11 protein-coding genes and 1 riboswitch are annotated in these 17,217 nt (G+C 70.5%); of the genes, 2 read left to right on the plus strand and 9 right to left on the minus strand.

What is annotated here, in order from left to right; all coding sequences use genetic code 11:
* Positions 1-69: 69 nt before the first annotated feature.
* The 7 genes from FHT37_RS17470 to FHT37_RS17500 form a co-directional block, all read right to left on the minus strand.
* Positions 70-3,717 (minus strand): hydantoinase B/oxoprolinase family protein, encoded by a 3,648-nt coding sequence (locus tag FHT37_RS17470; protein WP_183483242.1) that lies wholly within the window; start codon positions 3,715-3,717, stop codon positions 70-72.
* 75 nt (positions 3,718-3,792) lie between these two features.
* A complete protein-coding gene (locus tag FHT37_RS17475; RefSeq protein ID WP_183483244.1) occupies positions 3,793-5,031 on the minus strand; it encodes an MFS transporter in 1,239 nt (412 codons plus the stop codon).
* A 124-nt stretch (positions 5,032-5,155) separates the two neighbouring features.
* The gene (locus FHT37_RS17480; RefSeq protein ID WP_183483246.1) at positions 5,156-5,989 is read right to left on the minus strand and encodes a putative hydro-lyase; all 834 of its coding nucleotides are present in this window, start codon (positions 5,987-5,989) and stop codon (positions 5,156-5,158) included.
* A gap of 123 nt (positions 5,990-6,112) precedes the next feature.
* The gene (locus FHT37_RS17485; protein WP_183483248.1) at positions 6,113-7,048 is read right to left on the minus strand and encodes a LysR family transcriptional regulator; all 936 of its coding nucleotides are present in this window, start codon (positions 7,046-7,048) and stop codon (positions 6,113-6,115) included.
* Positions 7,049-7,131: 83 nt separating this feature from the next.
* On the minus strand, positions 7,132-8,661 hold the full coding sequence (locus FHT37_RS17490) for an ammonium transporter (RefSeq protein ID WP_183483250.1): 1,530 nt from the start codon (positions 8,659-8,661) through the stop codon (positions 7,132-7,134).
* 134 nt (positions 8,662-8,795) lie between these two features.
* Positions 8,796-9,134, minus strand: coding sequence for a P-II family nitrogen regulator (gene glnK, locus FHT37_RS17495; RefSeq protein ID WP_067066343.1), 339 nt, complete (start codon positions 9,132-9,134; stop codon positions 8,796-8,798).
* A 69-nt stretch (positions 9,135-9,203) separates the two neighbouring features.
* Positions 9,204-9,932, minus strand: a complete 729-nt coding sequence (locus tag FHT37_RS17500; protein WP_183483252.1) for a TorF family putative porin — start codon at positions 9,930-9,932, stop codon at positions 9,204-9,206.
* A gap of 437 nt (positions 9,933-10,369) precedes the next feature.
* On the opposite strand from FHT37_RS17500, the gene FHT37_RS17505 reads away from it, so the two are divergent.
* The gene (locus tag FHT37_RS17505) at positions 10,370-11,887 is read left to right on the plus strand and encodes a YifB family Mg chelatase-like AAA ATPase (RefSeq protein ID WP_183483254.1); all 1,518 of its coding nucleotides are present in this window, start codon (positions 10,370-10,372) and stop codon (positions 11,885-11,887) included.
* 118 nt (positions 11,888-12,005) lie between these two features.
* On the opposite strand, the gene FHT37_RS17510 is transcribed toward FHT37_RS17505, so the two are convergent.
* Together FHT37_RS17510 and metH are read right to left on the minus strand one after the other, a co-directional pair.
* The gene (locus tag FHT37_RS17510) at positions 12,006-12,656 is read right to left on the minus strand and encodes a glycine zipper 2TM domain-containing protein (protein ID WP_183483256.1); all 651 of its coding nucleotides are present in this window, start codon (positions 12,654-12,656) and stop codon (positions 12,006-12,008) included.
* 162 nt (positions 12,657-12,818) lie between these two features.
* Positions 12,819-15,584, minus strand: a complete 2,766-nt coding sequence (gene metH, locus FHT37_RS17515) for a methionine synthase (protein ID WP_255489763.1) — start codon at positions 15,582-15,584, stop codon at positions 12,819-12,821.
* 78 nt (positions 15,585-15,662) lie between these two features.
* Positions 15,663-15,767, minus strand: a riboswitch (S-adenosyl-L-homocysteine riboswitch).
* 221 nt (positions 15,768-15,988) lie between these two features.
* On the opposite strand from metH, the gene FHT37_RS17520 reads away from it, so the two are divergent.
* Complete coding sequence (locus tag FHT37_RS17520; protein ID WP_147242013.1) at positions 15,989-17,194, plus strand: HD-GYP domain-containing protein; 1,206 nt, start codon at positions 15,989-15,991, stop codon at positions 17,192-17,194.
* Positions 17,195-17,217 lie beyond the last annotated feature (23 nt).

The following is a 17,217-nucleotide window of genomic DNA, read 5'->3' on the forward strand; positions in this document are numbered from 1 at the left end:
TGTGGGGCGGGTCTTCGGATTCTAGGCACGCCCACATGGGGGCTGTCCGCCCCATCTCAAGGGGAGGCCTCAGGGGGTGCCGTACCCTCCCCCGCCCGGGGTGCGGATGACGAAGACATCCCCCGGCGCCATCTCCACCTGGCCGATGTGGCCGAGCGCCTCGACCCGCCCGTCGGCGCGTTCGACCCGGTTCTCGCCCACCGCGCCCGGCGACCCGCCCGCCATGCCGAAGGCGCCGGCGCCGCGGCCGTTGCTCAGGATCGAGGCCGTCATCGGCGTGAGGAAGCGGATGCGGCGCTCGCCGCCCTGCCCGCCTTGCCAGCGGCCGGCGCCCGCCGAATCCTGGCGGATCGCGTAACTGTCCAGCCGCACCGGGAAGCGGAACTCCAGCACCTCGGGGTCGGTCAGCCGGGAGTTGGTCATGTGGGTCTGCACGACCGAGGTGCCATCGAAGCCGGGCCCCGCGCCGGAGCCGCCGGAGATCGTCTCGTAGTACTGGTGGGTCGCGTCGCCGAAGGTGAAGTTGTTCATCGTGCACTGGCCGGCGGCCATCACGCCCAGCGCGCCATACAGCGCGTTGGTCACGCACTGCGAGGTCTCCACGTTGCCCGCCACCACCGCCGCCGGATGGCGCGGGTTGAGCATGCAGCCCTCGGGCACGATCACGTCGATCGGCTTGAGGCAGCCGGCGTTGAGCGGGATCGCGTCGTCCACCAGCGTGCGGAACACGTAGAGCACCGCCGCCATCGTGATCGACTTGGGCGCATTGAAGTTGTTGGGCTGCTGGGCGCTGGTGCCGGTGAAATCCACCGTTGCGCGTCGCGCCGCCGCGTCCACCGTCACCTTCACCTGGATGCGGGCGCCGTTGTCCAGCGGCAGCGTGAACGCGCCGTCCTTCAGCACCGAGATGACCCGCCGCACCGACGCCTCGGCGTTGTCCTGCACGTGCTGCATGTAGGCCTCGACGGTGGCGCGGCCGAACTGCGTGACCATCGCCTGCAGTTCCTGCACGCCCTTCTCGTTCGCCGCCACCTGCGCGCGCAGGTCGGCCAGGTTCTGCGCCGGATTGCGGCTCGGATGCGGCCCCGAGCGCAGCAGCGCCTGCAGTTCGGCCTCGCGCAAACGGCCTTGCGCGACCAGCTGGAAGTTGTCGATCAGCACGCCCTCCTCGGTGATGTCCCGGGAGAACGGCGGCATCGAACCCGGCGTGATGCCGCCGATGTCGGCATGGTGGCCGCGGCTGGCGACGAAGAAGCCGGGGCGGACGTCGTCCTCGTCCAGGAACACCGGCGTGACGACGGTGATGTCGGGCAGGTGCGTGCCGCCGTGGTACGGGTCGTTGAGCACATAGACGTCGCCGCGCGCCATGTCCGGGTTGCGCTCGATCACCGAGCGGATGGACTCGCTCATCGAGCCCAGGTGCACCGGCATGTGCGGCGCGTTGGCGATCAGCTGGCCCCGGCCGTCGAAGAGCGCGCAGCTGAAGTCCAGCCGCTCCTTGATGTTGACCGAGTGCGCCGTGTTCTGGAGCCGCAGCCCCATCTGCTCGGCGATGTTCATGAAAAGGTTGTTGAAGACCTCCAGCACGACCGGGTCGGCCTCGGTGCCGAGCGCGCGGGTGCGGGCGCGCTCGCGGATGCGCGTCAGCAGCAGGTCGCCCGAGGGCTGCAGCTCGGCGCGCCAGCCGGCGTCCACAACGGTCGTCGCATTGCGTTCGGCGACGATCGCCGGGCCATCGATGCGGGCACCCGGTCTCAACGCATCGCGGTGATGCAGCTCGGCATCGCGCCAGCCGGCCGGCTGGTCGTCCGCGAGGCAGTACATGCGCACGCGCTCCAGCGGTCTTGGGTGATGCGTGCTGGCGATGCCGGCCTCGGCCGGTGTCTCCAGCGACGCACCGGCGGCGAGCGCCTCCACCGATACCGCCTCGATCACCAGCGCGCGGTCCGGCATCAGGAAGGCGAAGCGCCGGCGATACCCCTGCTCGAAGGCCTCGCGGATCGCGCCGATCGCGGCGGGGGCCGGTCCGTCCAGCGGCAGCGGGCAGCTCAGCGCGGTGTCGGTGCCCTGATAGCGGACCTGCGCCCGTGCGATCGTGCGCAGCGCGCCGTCGGGCACGCCCTGCGACGCCAGCTCGCCGCCCGCCTGCGTCGCCAGCGACCGTGCGGTCTCGCGCGCCGCGGCCAGGCCGTCCTCGTCCAGCGGGCGCTCGATCGAGGCCTCGCGCATCGCGGTCTGGTCGGCCAGCCCCATGCCGTAGGCGCTGAGCACGCCCGCGAACGGGTGGGCCAGGATGCGCGTCATGCCCAGCGCATCCGCGACCAGGCAGGCCGCCTGGCCGCCGGCGCCGCCGAAGCACTGCAGCGTGTAGCCGGTGACGTCGTAGCCGCGCGCCACCGAGATCCGCTTGATCGCGTTGGCCATCGCGCCGACGGCGATCTGCAGCGCGCCGGCGGCTGCGTCCTCGGCCGTCATCGGCTTGCCGGCCGCGGCCATCTGCCCGGCCAGCTCGGCGAAGCGGGCGCGGACGACCTCGCCGTCGAGCGCCTGGTCCGCGGCCGGGCCGAAGACCTTGGGGAAATGCGCCGGCTGGATGCGGCCCAGCATCACGTTGGCATCGGTGGTCGCGAGCGGACCGCCGCGCCGGTAGCTCGCCGGACCGGGATTGGCGCCGGCCGACGCCGGCCCCACCCGCAGCCGCGCGCCGTCGAAGGCGATCACCGAGCCGCCGCCCGCCGCCACCGTGTGGATGCTCATCATCGGCGCGCGCATGCGCACGCCGGCGACCTCGGTGTCGAAGGCGCGTTCGAATTCGCCGGCGAAGTGGCTGACGTCGGTCGAGGTCCCGCCCATGTCGAAACCGATGACCTTGTCGTGGCCGGCCGCCTGCGCGGTGCGCACCATGCCGACGATGCCGCCGGCCGGCCCGCTCAGGATCGCGTCCTTGCCCTGGAAGCGGCGCGCCTCGGTCAGGCCGCCGGAGCTCTGCATGAAGAACAGCCGCACGCCGGGCATCTCGGCGGCGACCTGGTCGACGTAGCGGCGCAGGATCGGGCTCAGGTAGGCGTCGACCACGGTGGTGTCGCCGCGCGGGATCAGCTTCATCAGCGGGCTGACCTCATGCGAGACCGAGATCTGCGTGAACCCGACCGCCTGCGCCAGCCGCTTGGCGGCCAGCTCATGGTCGGGGGCGCGCCAGCCGTGCAGGAACACGATGGCGCAGGCGCGCAGGCCGGCGTCGAAGGCCGATTGCAGGTCGACGCGCAGCGCGGCCTCGTCCAGCGGTCTGATCTCCGCGCCCTGGGCGTCGACGCGCTCATCGGCCTCGATCACCCGCTCGTAGAGCAGCTCGGGCAGCTGGATGTGGCGCTCGAAGAGCTTGGGCCGCGCCTGCGTCGCGATGCGCAGCGCGTCGCGGAAGCCACGCGTCGTGACCAGCAGCGTGCGGTCGCCGCGGCGCTCGAGCAGCGCGTTGGTCGCGACCGTCGTGCCCATCTTCACGCAGTCGACGAGCGCGGCGGTGATCGCTTCGCCCGGCTTCAGGCCGAGCAGGCGACGGATGCCTTCGACCGCGGCATCGCGGTAGTGCTCGGGGTTCTCGGACAGCAGCTTGAGCGTGTGCAGCGTGCCATCGGGCGCGCGGCCGACCAGGTCGGTGAAGGTACCGCCGCGGTCGATCCAGAACTGCCAGCGATCGGGGGTGGGAGTGGCTTGCATCGTGAGGTCCAGGAGGTCCGTTCCAGCACCCGGCATCCAGCGCCGGGCGCCCGTGATTCGAAGGGTTCGGGCCGCTCAGGCGGCGGCCGGCGCCAGCTCGCGGCCGCGGGTTTCCGGCAGCGCCAGCGCCGCCAGGATCACCAGCCCGTAGCACAGCGCCGCCATCCAGCCCAGCGTCTGCCCCAGCGGGTACTGGGTGCTGAAGTGGCCGATCAGCGCCGGGCACGCGGCGCCGAGCGCCCGCCCGATGTTGTAGCAAAAGCCCTGGCCGGAGCCGCGCACGTCGCTGGGGAAGAGCTCGGCCAGGAAGGCGCCCATGCCGGAGAAGATCCCGGACAGGAAGAAACCCAGCGGGAAACCGAGCACCAGCATCGCCGCGTCGGTGATCGGCATCTGGGTGTAGGCCAGCACCAGCACGCCGCCCATCAGCGCGAACAGCATGAAGCAGCGGCGTCTTCCGATGGCATCGCAGAGCCAGGCGCTGGTCAGGTAACCGGCGAAGGAGCCGGCGATCAGCACCAGCAGGTAGCCGCTGGTGCCCAGCACCGAGAGCTGCCGCTCGGTCTTGAGGAAGGTCGGCAGCCAGGTGGTCACCGAGTAGTACGCGCCCTGCATGCCGGTGGCCAGCAGGCTCGCCAGCACCGTGTTGCGCAGCAGCTCGGGCGAGAAGATGCGCAGGAAGTTGGCGCGCTGTCCGCGCGCCTTGGCACGCGCCTGCTCGGCCAGGTAGACCGGCGGTTCGTCCAGGTTGCGGCGGATGTAGAGGATCAGCAGCGCCGGCAGGATGCCGATCCAGAACAGCACCTTCCAGGCGGTCTCCGGCGGCAGCACCGAGTACAGCCCCCAGAACGCCAGCGCCGAGGCCGCCCAGCCGATCGCCCAGCTGCTCTGCACCAGGCCGGCGGCCTTGCCGCGGTGCCTGGCGTTGATCGTCTCGGCGATCAGCACCGAGCCCACCGCCCACTCGCCGCCCATGCCGAAGCCCTGCATCGCGCGGGTGAAGAAGAGCTGCTCGAAGGAGGTGGTGAAGCCGCTGAGGAAGGTGAACAGCGCGAACCACAGCACCGTCCACTGCAGCACGCGCACCCGGCCGAAGCGGTCGGCCAGGACGCCCGCCGCCCAGCCGCCGACGGCCGAGGTCAGCAGCGCCCCGGTGGCGATCGCGCCGGCCTGGCCCTTGCTCATGCCCCAGGCCGCGATCAGCGTCGGGATGAGGAAGGTGTAGATCATGTAGTCGAAGCCGTCGACGGCATAGCCGGCGAAGGTCGCGGTCAGCGTGCGCCGCTCGGGGGGCGTGGTGTCTCGGAGCCACATGGTTTCGTCTTTCTTCGATGCCGGCGACGCGCGCCGGCGGGGGACGGAGACGGCCGTCGCCTCGCGCGCGGGGCGGGCGGCGGCCGGGACGGTACTGCGGAGACGGGCGGATCGCGGCGGGAACTCAGGCCGCGAGCAACGCGCGATTCAGGAGATCGGTGACCAGCATGTGCCCCGGCGCATGGGTGATGCAGAACGGCGGACGGGCCGTGGCGATCGCCGACTGCGGCGTGACGCCGCAGGCCCAGAACACCGGCAGCTCGCCGTCGTGCACATCGACGGCGTCGCCGTAGTCCGGCGTCGCGAGGTCGCGGATGCCGATGCGCGCGGGATCGCCCAGGTGCAGCGGCGCGCCGTGCACCTGCGGCAGGCGCGAGGTGATCTGCACCGCGCGGATCGCGTCGGCGGCCGTCAGCGGCCGCATCGAGACCACCGTCGGCCCGCGGAAGACGCCAGCGGGCGCCGTCTCGATGCTGGTGCGGTACATCGCGACATTGCGGCCCTGCTCGACGTGCCGCAGCGGGATGCCCTCGGCCAGCAGCGCATGCTCGAAGGAGAACGAGCAGCCGATGGCGAAGGCGACCAGGTCCTCGCGCCACCACCGGACGACATCGACCGGTTCATCGATCAGTTCGCCGTCCCGCCAGACGCGGTAGCGCGGCAGGTCGGTGCGCAGGTCGAGGTCGGCGCCCAGCGCCGCGAGGAACGGACTTCCCGGCTCGCTCACGCCGAGCAGCGGGCAGGCTTGCGGGTTCAGCGCGCAATAGCGGCGGAAGTCCTCGGCCAGGGCCGCCGGCAGGATCGCCAGGTTGGCCTGCACGTGGTCGCTGGCCAGGCCGCTGGTGTGGCCGCTGAAGCCGCCATGGCGCGCGGCGAGGCGCACCTCGAGCGCGCTGGACGCGGCGTCCAGGACGGGAAGATCGGCGACGGGATCGAGGCGGGCGGTCGGCAGGTTCATGGCGGGATCGCGAAGGCTGTCGGGCGATGCGACGCATTGTGGGAGTCGCCCACCTGCTCGATCCAATGGAAATTTTGCGCGTCGCCTCATCGATTTTTTCGATGAGGCAAGTAGCGATTCCGCTTAGCGTCGCGCGGGGGCCGATGCCATGCGGGGTTTCCCGGACGGACGCTGGCGCGCGACGTAGTCGAGCGCGGAGTCGAGCACCGACTCGGTGAGCTGCGAGCTGGGATCCTCGCGGTAGCTCGCGTGCAGGGGCAGCGGCACGAGCTCGGCATCGCTGCGCAGCACGCGCAGCGAGAGCCGCTTCGCCAGCTGCTCCGCCACCGCCACCGGCAGCGTCGCGATGCCGAAGCCGCCCTCCACCAGCTGGACCATCGCCGAGATCGACGAGATCGCATGCACGCGGGGCAGCGGCAGGTCCGACTCCTGGAACATCTGCAGCAGCGCCTGGTGCGGCTGGGAACCGCGCTGGAAGGTCAGCAGGTCATGGCCGGCGAGGTCGGACAGCCCATAACGCCGCTTCGTGTGCAGGTCGGCACGGCCGACGAAGCCCATCGGCATCGGCGCCATCGCCCGCGTGCGCACGCCGCCAGCATCGGCGGCCGGGATCGCCGCGAACACCAGGTCCTGGGCACCGCGCCGCACCTGGTCCACCAGCACCGGCGAGGTCTCCACCGTCAGCTCCAGCTCGAAATCCGGATTCGCCGCCCGCATCTCCTGCAGCCAGCCGGTCAGCCAGCTGTGCACCACCGACTCGATCGCGCCGATGCGCAGCACCACCGGCCGGCCGGCGCCGCCGCCGGTGCCGCCCATTTCCTCCTTCACCTGGCGCTGCACCTCCAGTAGGCGCTGCGCCAGCGTCTGGAAACGCTGGCCCGCGACGGTGAGCCGGAACTGCTTGTCGCGGCGGTCCAGCAGCACCACGCCGAGCTCTTCCTCCAGCGAGGCGATGCGGCTGGACAGCGCGGACTGCGTGATGTGCAGCTTCTCCGCCGCGCGGGTGACGCTGCGCAGCGAGGCGGCCCAGTGGAAGGCTTCGACAAAGCGGAGGTTCATGGCGGCGGATTATGGGCAGCCGCAATGAAGAAGGCCGCCCCGAAGGGCGGCCTCAGCCATTGCAGGATCAGCGGATCAGGAGATCACTTGTGGTACGCGGTCTCGCCGTGGGAGCTGATGTCCAGGCCCTCGCGCTCTTCCTCTTCGGAGACGCGCAGGCCGATCACCAGGTCGACGATCTTGAACGCGATCACCGACACCACGCCCGACCACACGATGGTCAGCACGACCGCCTTGAGCTGCGTCAGCACCTGCGAGCCGATCGAGTAGGCGTCCGCGGTCACCATGCTCGCGGTCACCCAGTCGCCGACCAGCGACGGGCCGCCCAGGCTGGGCGAGTTGAAGACGCCGGTCAACAGCGCGCCGACGATGCCGCCCACGCCGTGCACGCCGAACACGTCCAGCGAGTCGTCCGCGCCGAGCAGCTTCTTCAGGCCGGACACGCCCCACAGGCAGGCGAAGCCGGCGATCAGGCCGATGACCAGCGCGCCGCCGATGCCGACGTTGCCGGCGGCCGGGGTGATCGCGACCAGGCCGGCCACGGCGCCCGAGGCGGCACCCAGCATCGAGGCCTTGCCCTTGAGCAGCGCTTCACCGACGCACCAGGCCAGCACCGCGGCGGCGGTGGCGAACAGGGTGTTGATGAAGGCCAGCGCGGCGAAGCCGTTGGCTTCCAGGGCGGAGCCGGCGTTGAAGCCGAACCAGCCCACCCACAGCAGCGAGGCACCGACCATCGTCAGCGTCAGGCTGTGCGGCGTGAAGGCTTCCTTGCCGTAGCCGATGCGCTTGCCGACCATGAAGGCGCCGACGATGCCGGCCACGGCGGCGTTGATGTGCACCACGGTGCCGCCGGCGAAGTCCAGCGCGCCCCACTGCCAGATCAGGCCGGCCTTGCTGGTCATCTCTTCGGTGACAGCGGCCGAGGTGTAGGCGTCCGGGCCCATCCAGAACCAGACCATGTGCGCGATCGGCGCATAGCTGAAGGTGAACCACAGGACCATGAACAGCAGCACGGCGCTGAACTTGATGCGCTCGGCGAAGGCGCCGACGATCAGGCAGCAGGTGATGCCGGCGAAGGTGGCCTGGAAGGCGGCGAAGACGATCTCGGGGATCACGACGCCCTTGCTGAAGGTCGCGGCATTGGCGAAGGTGCCTGCAGCGTTGTCCCAGATGCCCTTCATGAAGAGCCGGTCGAAGCCGCCGACGAACTTGTTGCCCTCGGTGAACGCCAGGCTGTAGCCGTACAGGGCCCACAGCACCAGGATCAGCGAGAAGGTCACCATTACCTGCATCAGCACCGACAGCATGTTCTTGCTGCGGACCAGACCGCCGTAGAACAGCGCGAGGCCGGGGACGGTCATCAGGATCACCAGCAGGGTGGAGACCATCATCCAGGTGGTGTCGCCCTTGTTGGGGACCGGCGCCGGAGCGGCGGCGGCCGAGGCGGCTTCCGCGGGGGCGGAGGCGGCGGGCGCCGCCGCGGGGGCGACCGGCGCCGCCGTGTCGCTGGCGGTGACGGCGGGCGCGGAGGCCGCGTCCTGCGCCATGGCCGCGGGGGCCAGGCCGGTGAAGGCTGCCGCGGCCAAGGCCAGGCAGGCGAGTAGTTTCTTCATGATCGGGACTCTCTTCGTTGGATCTTGGGGATCGGCGGACGCGACGGGCCATGCGGCGCGTGGCGCGGGACTGCAACGGACTGCGGAGCGGCCACCCGCGGCGGCCGCGACGTTTCAGCGCTCGGCCGGGGCGCTTACAGCGCGTCCTGGCCGGTCTCGCCCGTGCGGATGCGGATCACCTGATCCAGCGGGGAGACGAAGATCTTGCCGTCACCGATCTTGCCGGTGCGGGCGGCGTTCTCGATGGCCTCGATGACCTGCTCGACGACGCCGTCGGCGACGGCCGCCTCGATCTTGACCTTGGGCAGGAAGTCGACGACGTATTCGGCGCCGCGATACAGCTCGGTGTGGCCCTTCTGGCGGCCGAAGCCCTTGACTTCGGTGACGGTCAGCCCCTGCACGCCGATGGCGCTCAGGGCTTCGCGCACTTCATCCAGCTTGAAGGGCTTGATGACGGCGGTGATCAGTTTCATGACGTTTTCTCCTCGATGCGCGGCGCGGAGGGCGGCGCGGCCATCCGCCCGCGCCCTCCTGGTTCAGATTCAGAAGACCTTCTTGACGGACACGACCACACCGTTCTTGCCCAGGTCCTTGCCCTTGCCACCGATGTAGTTGTCGGTGTTGGTGGCGACGAAGCCGGCGCCGAAGGTGAAGCCGGACCAGTCCTTGTTCACGGTGAGCGAGTAGTCGGTGTAGCTGAAGTCGCTGTTGTTCTTGACCTTCTGGTGGCCGATGTGCGGCGTCAGCGTGAAGCCGCCGCCGATGTCGAAGGTGGCGCTGAGGTCGAGGTAGCTGCTGTTCTTGGAGTCCGCGAAGCCGAACAGGTTGCTGATCGAGTGCGAGTACTTCAGCGTGGCGGGTCCGAAGGAGACGGCGCCGTACAGCTCATTCGTGTTGGCGCTGACCGGCAGATCGTTGCCCGGATAGTTGTAGCGCAGGAAGCCCACGTCGACGGTGACGCCGCCGCCGACCTCGGTCTTGTAGCCGGCGTAGGTGTCGATCTCGACATCGGCATCGCCGCCGCCGTCCGAGATCCACTTGATCGTCGAGGCCCAGGCGCCGACGTAGAAGCCGCTCGAATGCGCGTAGTCGACGCCGCCTTGCAGCGCGGGCTTCAGGCGGGTCTGCGAGATGCCGCGATAGCGGTAGTCGGAGGTGACGCTGACGTTGAAGGACAGCGGGTTGGCCTCTTGCGCCAGCGCCGGGAGGGCGGTGGCGACGACGGTGACCGCAAGGGCGGCGGCGCGGGCGGCGGCGGCGAAGGGCTTCATGCGCGGGGGCTCCTGATTGTTGGGCGACTCGGGGCGACTGCTTCCGGACGAGGCTTTGCAGCTTTTGTGCCAAGCGGCGGTCCTCCCCCGAAAGAGCCCCAATCCGGCTCATGCCGCGACGAACGGTTGCCGATACCGCCCCGTCAAGCGTCAATGCGCACCAAAAACAGGCGCGACAGGGGGAGTGGTTAACCCTCGAAACGCCCCAACAGGGTGCTAGGCGTGAAATCCATCGGTGGGGACACTGCCGGCTTCATGACCCGAGTGGGTGCGGAGGGATGCAGATGCTGGAAGCGCAGCCGGCTTGGCCGATGGAGCGGTCGCGTGCGCGACCGGGAGGCGCGGCGGCAAGGCCAGGCGACTGCGCGAAGGGCCCGCGCAGCAGGGTCCGGTGTCGTCGGCTCGAATGCTGAGGGGGGGCGCCCGCAGCCATGGCGATGTCCCTCGCGATCATCCACAGCCGCGCGCTGGACGGTCTGTCGGCCGCGGCGGTCGAGGTGGAAGTCCATCTGGCCAATGGGTTGCCGAGCTTCACGCTGGTCGGCCTCGCGGACCTGGAGGTCAAGGAGTCCCGCGAGCGCGTGCGCGCCGCGCTGCAGAGCAGCGGGCTCGAGTTCCCAGCGAACAAGCGCATCACCGTGAACCTGTCGCCGGCCGATCTGCCCAAGGAAGGCGCGCGCTTCGACCTGCCGATCGCGCTGGGGTTGCTCGCTGCCAGCGGCCAGATCGACGCCGAGCTGCTGTCCCACCTCGAATGCGCCGGCGAGCTCGGTCTGTCCGGTGAGCTGCGGCCGGTGAAGGGCGCGCTGGCGATGGCGCTCGCGCTGCGCGCCGCCAAGCTCGATCGCGAATTGATCCTGCCGCGGGGCTGCGCCGACGAGGCGGCATTGGTACAGGGCCTGGTGGTGCGCGAGGCCGCCCATCTGCTGGACCTCGTCAACGCGCTGCAGCCGCGCAGCGATGCGCCCTTGCCGCGCGTGCAGCGCGATCCGCCGCCGGTGGTCGACACGCCGCTCGACCTGCGTGACATCAAGGGACAGGCGGGGCCGAAACGCGCCCTCGAGATCGCCGCGGCGGGCGGACTGAGCGTGTTGCTGGTCGGGCCGCCGGGCACCGGCAAGTCGATGCTGGCCCAGCGCCTGCCGACGCTGCTGCCGCCCTTGTCGGAATCCGAGGCCCTGGAGTCCGCCGCGCTGCTGAGCGCCAACGGCCAGTTCCGGCCATCGCTGTGGGCGCAGCGCGCTTTCAGGTCGCCGCATCACAGCGCCTCCGCCGCGGCGTTGATCGGCGGTGGCTCGCCGCCGCGCCCCGGCGAGATCACGCTGGCCCAGCATGGCGTGCTGTTTCTGGATGAACTGCCGGAGTTCCAGCGGCTGTCGCTCGAAGCGCTGCGCGAGCCGCTCGAGACCGGACGCGTCCATATCTCCCGCTCCGCGCATCAGGCGGATTTCCCGGCGCGCTTCCAGCTCATCGCCGCGATGAACCCCTGCCCGTGCGGCCATCTCGGCAATCCGACCAAGGCCTGCCGCTGCTCACCGGACCAGGTCACGCGTTATCAGAACCGGCTCTCCGGGCCACTGCTCGACCGCATCGACCTGACGGTGGAGGTGCCGGTGCTGCCGGCCGCGGTGCTCTCGGCCGCACCGGACGGCGAGCCCAGCGCCACCGTCGCCGCGCGCGTCGCAGCGGCCCGCCGGCGCGCCGAAGCCAGGCAGGGTTGCGTGAACGGCCGGCTGGCCGCGGGTCAACTGGACGAGCACCTGCGGATGGCGCCCGACGCCGAGGCGATGCTGCATCGCGCGTCGGCGCGGCTGGCGTGGTCGGGACGCAGCTTCCATCGCGTGCTGCGGATCGCGCGCACCATCGCCGATCTGGCGGCCGAGGACATCGTTGCGCCGGCGCACGTCGCGGAAGCGATCCAGTGGCGACGCGCGCTGCCGGGCCGTGAGGAATGAGGCCCGGTGCGGTCGGACGGGGACCTCGCGCCGCGCCGGAAAGCAGAAGCGCCGGACGATGCCGGCGCTTCGGGGGTTCTCGGCCGCGCGGGGCGGCCCTCGCGATCAGGGATCCGGCTTACTGGCGGATCAGCTGGCCGTCGCTGACGCGCACGACGTCGCCGCTCTGCACGCCCGGGTCATGGCTGAAGGTCATCGTGCGGTTGCTCTGGTCGGCGTTGCGCATCTTCACCACCCAGACGGTGGTGCTGCGCTGGCGCTTCTCGATCTCGTTGCCGGCGTAGCCGCCCGCCACCGCGCCACCCACCGTGGCGATCTTCTTGCCGGTGCCGCCGCCGACCGCGCTGCCCAGCAGGCCGCCGACCACCGCGCCGCCCACCATGCCGATGCCGGTGCCCTGGCCTTCACGGGCCTCGGTGCGCACCGACAGGACCGTCGCGCAGGACGCGCACAGGCGGGATTCGGCCTGGCCGGCGCTGCCGTTGTTGTCCGCGTAGCCGGTCGAGCCGCCATCGCGCGACTGCGAGCCGCGGCGGGGTTCATTGGACGCGTGCTGCTGCACTGCCTGGTCGCCCGAGCGGCGCGCGGCGCGCGCCTCGTCGGCGGCATTGGCGCCGTTGCGATCGACGATGTTGCCTTGCTGCTCGGCCGCCGCGACCGGCGTGTCCGGCATCGACGGCGCCGACTGGTGCCGCCCCGCGAAGAACGCTGCCACGACCAGCACGGTGGCCCCAACTGCACCCGCCGCGATCTTTTGATTGGTATTCAACGCCATGATTCACCTCTTATGGTTTTCCCCTACCTCGGGGGACGAGCGAAGAATGCCACGCTGTTACAAGTCGCGGGGCCCGGTTCTTGTTCCGTTTGTAAATGGGTGAAACGCGGCCTGTAGGACAAGGCCGCGTCCTGCGGTTTTCGTTGCTCCGGCGCGTCAGCCCAGCAGCGGCGCGAGCGCCCGCTGCGCGTCCTGCGGATCCAGCGCCATGCGGGCCGCCCAGTCCGCCACCTGGTCGTCGCCGATGCGGCCCACATTGAAGTAGGTCGCCTCCGGATGCGCGAGGTAGAAACCGCTGACGCTGGCCGCCGGCGTCATCGCCATGCCTTCGGTCAGCGCCATGCCGATGTCCTCGGCCTGCAGCACGCGGAACATGTCCCGCTTGACCAGGTGATCCGGGCAGGCCGGATAGCCCGGCGCGGGACGGATGCCCCGGTAGGCCTCGGCGATCAGTTGCTCGTTGCTGAGCGCCTCGTCGGCCGCGTACCCCCAGAAGTCCATCCGCACGCGCTGGTGCAGCCGCTCGGCGAAGGCCTCGGCCAGCCGGTCGGCCAGCGCCTTGAGCATGATCGCGGAGTAGTCGTCCAGGTCGTCGATGAACTGCTGCTCCTTCTTGTCCACGCCCAGGCCGGCGGTGACCGCGAACAGCCCGATGTAGTCCGGCACCGTGCCCTTGGCCGCGATGAAGTCCGCCAGCGCCCGGTTGGGCCGGCGCACGCCGTCCACCACCGGCCGCTCGGACTGCATGCGCAGCCCGCGCCAGGTCATCAGCACCTCCGAGCGCGACTCGTCGCTGTAGATCTCGATGTCGTCGTCGTTGACCTGCGCGGCCGGGTACAGGCCCAGCACGCCATTGGCGGTCAGCCAGCGGCCTTCGATGAGCCGCTGCAGCATGCGCTTGCCGTCGCTGAAGACGCGCTGGGCCTCGGCGCCGACGACCTCGTCCTTGAGGATGGCCGGGAACGGCCCGGCCAGGTCCCAGGTCTGGAAGAACGGGCCCCAGTCGATGCACTGCGCCAGTTCGGCCAGGTCGTAATTGCGGAACTGGCGCCGGCCGATGAAGCGCGGCGCCGGCGGGGTGTAGGTCGTGAAGTCGGCGCGCTGCTTGTTCGCGCGCGCCTGCGCCAGCGTCACCAGCGGCGTCTGCTTCTTGTTGGCGTGCAGCTCGCGGACCTTCTCGTAATCCGACTTCAGCTCGTCGATGAAGCGCGTGGCGCGTTCATCGGACAGCAGGTCCGAGCACACGCCCACCGAGCGCGACGCGTCGGGCACGTAGACCACCGGCCCTTCGTAATGCGGCGAGATCTTGACCGCCGTGTGCACGCGGCTGGTCGTGGCGCCGCCGATCAGCAGCGGGATCTTCTTCACGCGGAAGTAGTCATCGCGCTGCATCTCCGCGGCGACGTGCTGCATCTCCTCCAGGCTGGGCGTGATCAGGCCGGAGAGCCCGATGATGTCGGCGCCTTCGACCTTGGCCTTGGCGAGGATGTCCTGGCACGGGACCATCACGCCCATGTTCACGACCTCGAAGTTGTTGCACTGCAGGACCACGGTGACGATGTTCTTGCCGATGTCGTGCACGTCGCCCTTCACCGTGGCGATGACGATCTTGCCCTTGGACCGGACGTCGGCGCCGGCGGCGGCGAGCTGGCGCTTCTCCTCCTCGATGTAGGGCACCAGGTGGGCCACCGCGGACTTCATCACCCGCGCGCTCTTGACCACCTGCGGCAGGAACATCTTGCCCGCGCCGAACAGGTCGCCGACCACATTCATGCCGGCCATCAGCGGGCCCTCGATCACGTGCAGCGGCCGGCCGCCCTTGGCGCGGATGCCCTGCCAGGCTTCCTCGGTGTCCTCGACGATGAAATCGGTGATGCCGTGGATCAGCGCATGCGACAGCCGCGCGTCGACGTCGCCCGCGCGCCAGGCCAGCTTGGCGCTGTCGTCCTTGGCCGCGCCCTTGACCGACTCGGCCACCTCGAGCAGCCGCTCGGTCGCGTCCTCGCGGCGGTTCAGCACCACGTCCTCGACGCGCTCGCGCAGGTCGGCGGGGATCTCGTCGTAGACGCCGACCATGCCGGCGTTGACGATGCCCATGTCCATGCCGGCCTGGATCGCGTGGTACAGGAAGACCGTGTGGATGGCCTCGCGCACCGGCTCGTTGCCGCGGAAGCTGAAGGACACGTTGGACACGCCGCCGCTGACCTTCGCTCCGGGCAGGTTCGCCTTGATCCAGCGCGTGGCCTCGATGAAGTCGACCGCGTAGTTGTTGTGCTCCTCGATGCCGGTGGCGATCGCGAAGATGTTGGGGTCGAAGATGATGTCCTCGGGCGGGAAGCCGATCTCGTCGACCAGCAGCCGATAGGCGCGCTCGCAGATCTGGATCTTGCGTTCGTAGGTATCGGCCTGGCCGGTCTCGTCGAAGGCCATCACCACGGTGGCCGCGCCATAGCGGCGGATCAGCTTGGCCTGGCGGCGGAACTCGGCCTCGCCCTCCTTCAGCGAGATCGAGTTGACGATGCCCTTGCCCTGGATGCACTTGAGCCCGGCCTCGATCACCTCCCACTTGGAGGAGTCGATCATGATCGGCACGCGCGCGATCTCGGGCTCGGAGGCGATCAGGTTGAGGAAGCGCACCATCGCGGCCTTGCTGTCCAGCATGGCCTCGTCCATGTTGATGTCGATGACCTGGGCGCCGTTCTCGACCTGCTGGCGGGCGACGCTCAGCGCCTGCTCGAAATCGCCATTCAGGATCATCCGCGCGAAGACCTTGGAGCCGGTGACGTTGGTGCGTTCGCCCACGTTGACGAACAGCGTGCCGGCGCCGATGGCCACCGGCTCCAGGCCGGAGAGCTTCATCGGGGGGACGGCGGCGCGGCCCGGAGCGGTGCTGGCGTCGGAAGCGGGAGGGAGGGCGGACATGGCGGCGGCGCTCTTCGAGGCTGGAGGAAGCTGGATCGAGACGGGGCCGCGCAACTCACCGCAACCCCGCGCGGGGCGGGACGGTGAGCGTCGTTGTTCAGCGGGGTCCCGGGGTCCGACCGCGCCGTTCCGAGCCTGGCGGGCGCCCGGATGACGGGACCTGTCGCAACGCTCCTCGGAAACCACCGCCGCCCCGATGCCGCGAATGCGGCATTGCTGGCAGCGGAAACGGCGTGCATTCTACCGGTCCGGCCCTGCTTTGTTCGTGCCGGAATGCCTGCCGAAGCCTCGCGCGGACCTATGCTCGCCCGCAGCGTGCCGCGGTGGAGGGAACCGGCGCAGGCACGGCGACATCCGACAACGACAACAACGAGGAGGCGACGTCCGGTCGCCGGGAAGGCCACGTGGATCTGGTCCAACTTCCTTCAAACAGCCTGCGCGTGGGACAGGTGCTGACCTTCTCGCTGCGCGACGCGGCGGGGCACCTGCTGTTCGCCGCCGGGCATCCGCTGCCCGACACGCCGCAGGTGCGCGAGCTGCTGGCGCGCGGGCCCTGGGTCCAGGCGCACGAGACGCGCGAATACCAGCGCGCCCTGGCCCACAAGCTCGACACGATGATGCTGCAGGGGGCCTCGCTGTCCGCGCTGGCCAATGCCAAGGCCGAGTACAAGCCCACGCGGCCCATGCCCCTGCCGGCGGCGACGGGGCCGGCGCACACCGCCATCTGGGCCGATTTGCAGTGGCATGCGCAGCAGGTGCTGCGCGATCCGCATCGGCCGGACTTCCTCCTGCGCCTGGCGCAGCTGCTGGACACGGTGCTGTCGCGCCTGACGCAGCAGCCCGATGCCTCGCTGGCGATGCTGGTGCACGACGCGGGCCAGGAGCCGCTGCAGTACAGCGCGCGGCATGCGCTGCTGTCGCTGGTGCTGGCGGAGATGACGACCCGCCAGCTCGGCTGGAGCGAGGGCCGCCGGCGCACGCTGGGCCTGGCGGCGCTGACGATGAACCTGGACAGCGCCGCGCAGCAGGACCAGCATGCGCTGCGGCCCGAGGCGCTGGCCCAGGCGCAGCGCGAGGCCCTGGCCGGCCATGGCGACCGCGCGGCGGCCACGCTGCAAGGGATCGGGGTCGACGACGAGGCCTGGCTCGCCGCGGTCCGCCTGCATCACGACGCCGGGCCGGGCCCGCTGGCCGGCCGCGCGGACGGGGAGCTGATGGCGCGCCTGCTGCGCCGCATCGACGTCTATGGCGCGCGATTGAGCCCGCGACGCAACCGCCGGGCGCTGTCGGCGGCGCAGGCCGCGCGGGCGGTCTACCTGGACGAGCTGCAGCAGCCCGACGAGGCGGGCGCCGCGCTGATCAAGGCGATCGGCCTCTATCCGCCGGGCTCGCTGGTCCGGCTGGCCAATGGCGAGGAGGGCATGGTGCTCAAGCGCGGGCACAGCGCGAGCGAACCGCTGGTGGCGGCGCTGATCGGCCGCAGCGGCTCGCCGCTGACCGTGCCGGTGCTGCGCGACACGCGCTTGCCGGCGCAGGCGATCTCGGCCAGCCTGGCGCCGCATGAAGTCCGGTTGCGCGTCCACATGGACGCGATGCTCAAGCTCTATTGAGCTGGACTGCCCCGACCGCTACT

The organism is Mitsuaria sp. BK037, assembly GCF_014193045.1.
In the GTDB taxonomy this organism is placed as follows: Bacteria; Pseudomonadota; Gammaproteobacteria; order Burkholderiales; family Burkholderiaceae_C; genus Roseateles.

Excerpts from the sequence above, each read along its gene's own strand:
- FHT37_RS17470 (WP_183483242.1), bottom strand. The coding sequence starts at position 3,717 with ATGCAAGCCACTCCCACCCCCGATCGCTGGCAGTTCTGGATCGACCGC.
- FHT37_RS17475 (WP_183483244.1), bottom strand. The coding sequence starts at position 5,031 with ATGTGGCTCCGAGACACCACGCCCCCCGAGCGGCGCACGCTGACCGCG.
- FHT37_RS17480 (WP_183483246.1), bottom strand. The coding sequence starts at position 5,989 with ATGAACCTGCCGACCGCCCGCCTCGATCCCGTCGCCGATCTTCCCGTC.
- FHT37_RS17485 (WP_183483248.1), bottom strand. The coding sequence starts at position 7,048 with ATGAACCTCCGCTTTGTCGAAGCCTTCCACTGGGCCGCCTCGCTGCGC.
- FHT37_RS17490 (WP_183483250.1), bottom strand. The coding sequence starts at position 8,661 with ATGAAGAAACTACTCGCCTGCCTGGCCTTGGCCGCGGCAGCCTTCACC.
- glnK (WP_067066343.1), bottom strand. The coding sequence starts at position 9,134 with ATGAAACTGATCACCGCCGTCATCAAGCCCTTCAAGCTGGATGAAGTG.
- FHT37_RS17500 (WP_183483252.1), bottom strand. The coding sequence starts at position 9,932 with ATGAAGCCCTTCGCCGCCGCCGCCCGCGCCGCCGCCCTTGCGGTCACC.
- FHT37_RS17505 (WP_183483254.1), top strand. The coding sequence starts at position 10,370 with ATGTCCCTCGCGATCATCCACAGCCGCGCGCTGGACGGTCTGTCGGCC.
- metH (WP_255489763.1), bottom strand. The coding sequence starts at position 15,584 with ATGTCCGCCCTCCCTCCCGCTTCCGACGCCAGCACCGCTCCGGGCCGC.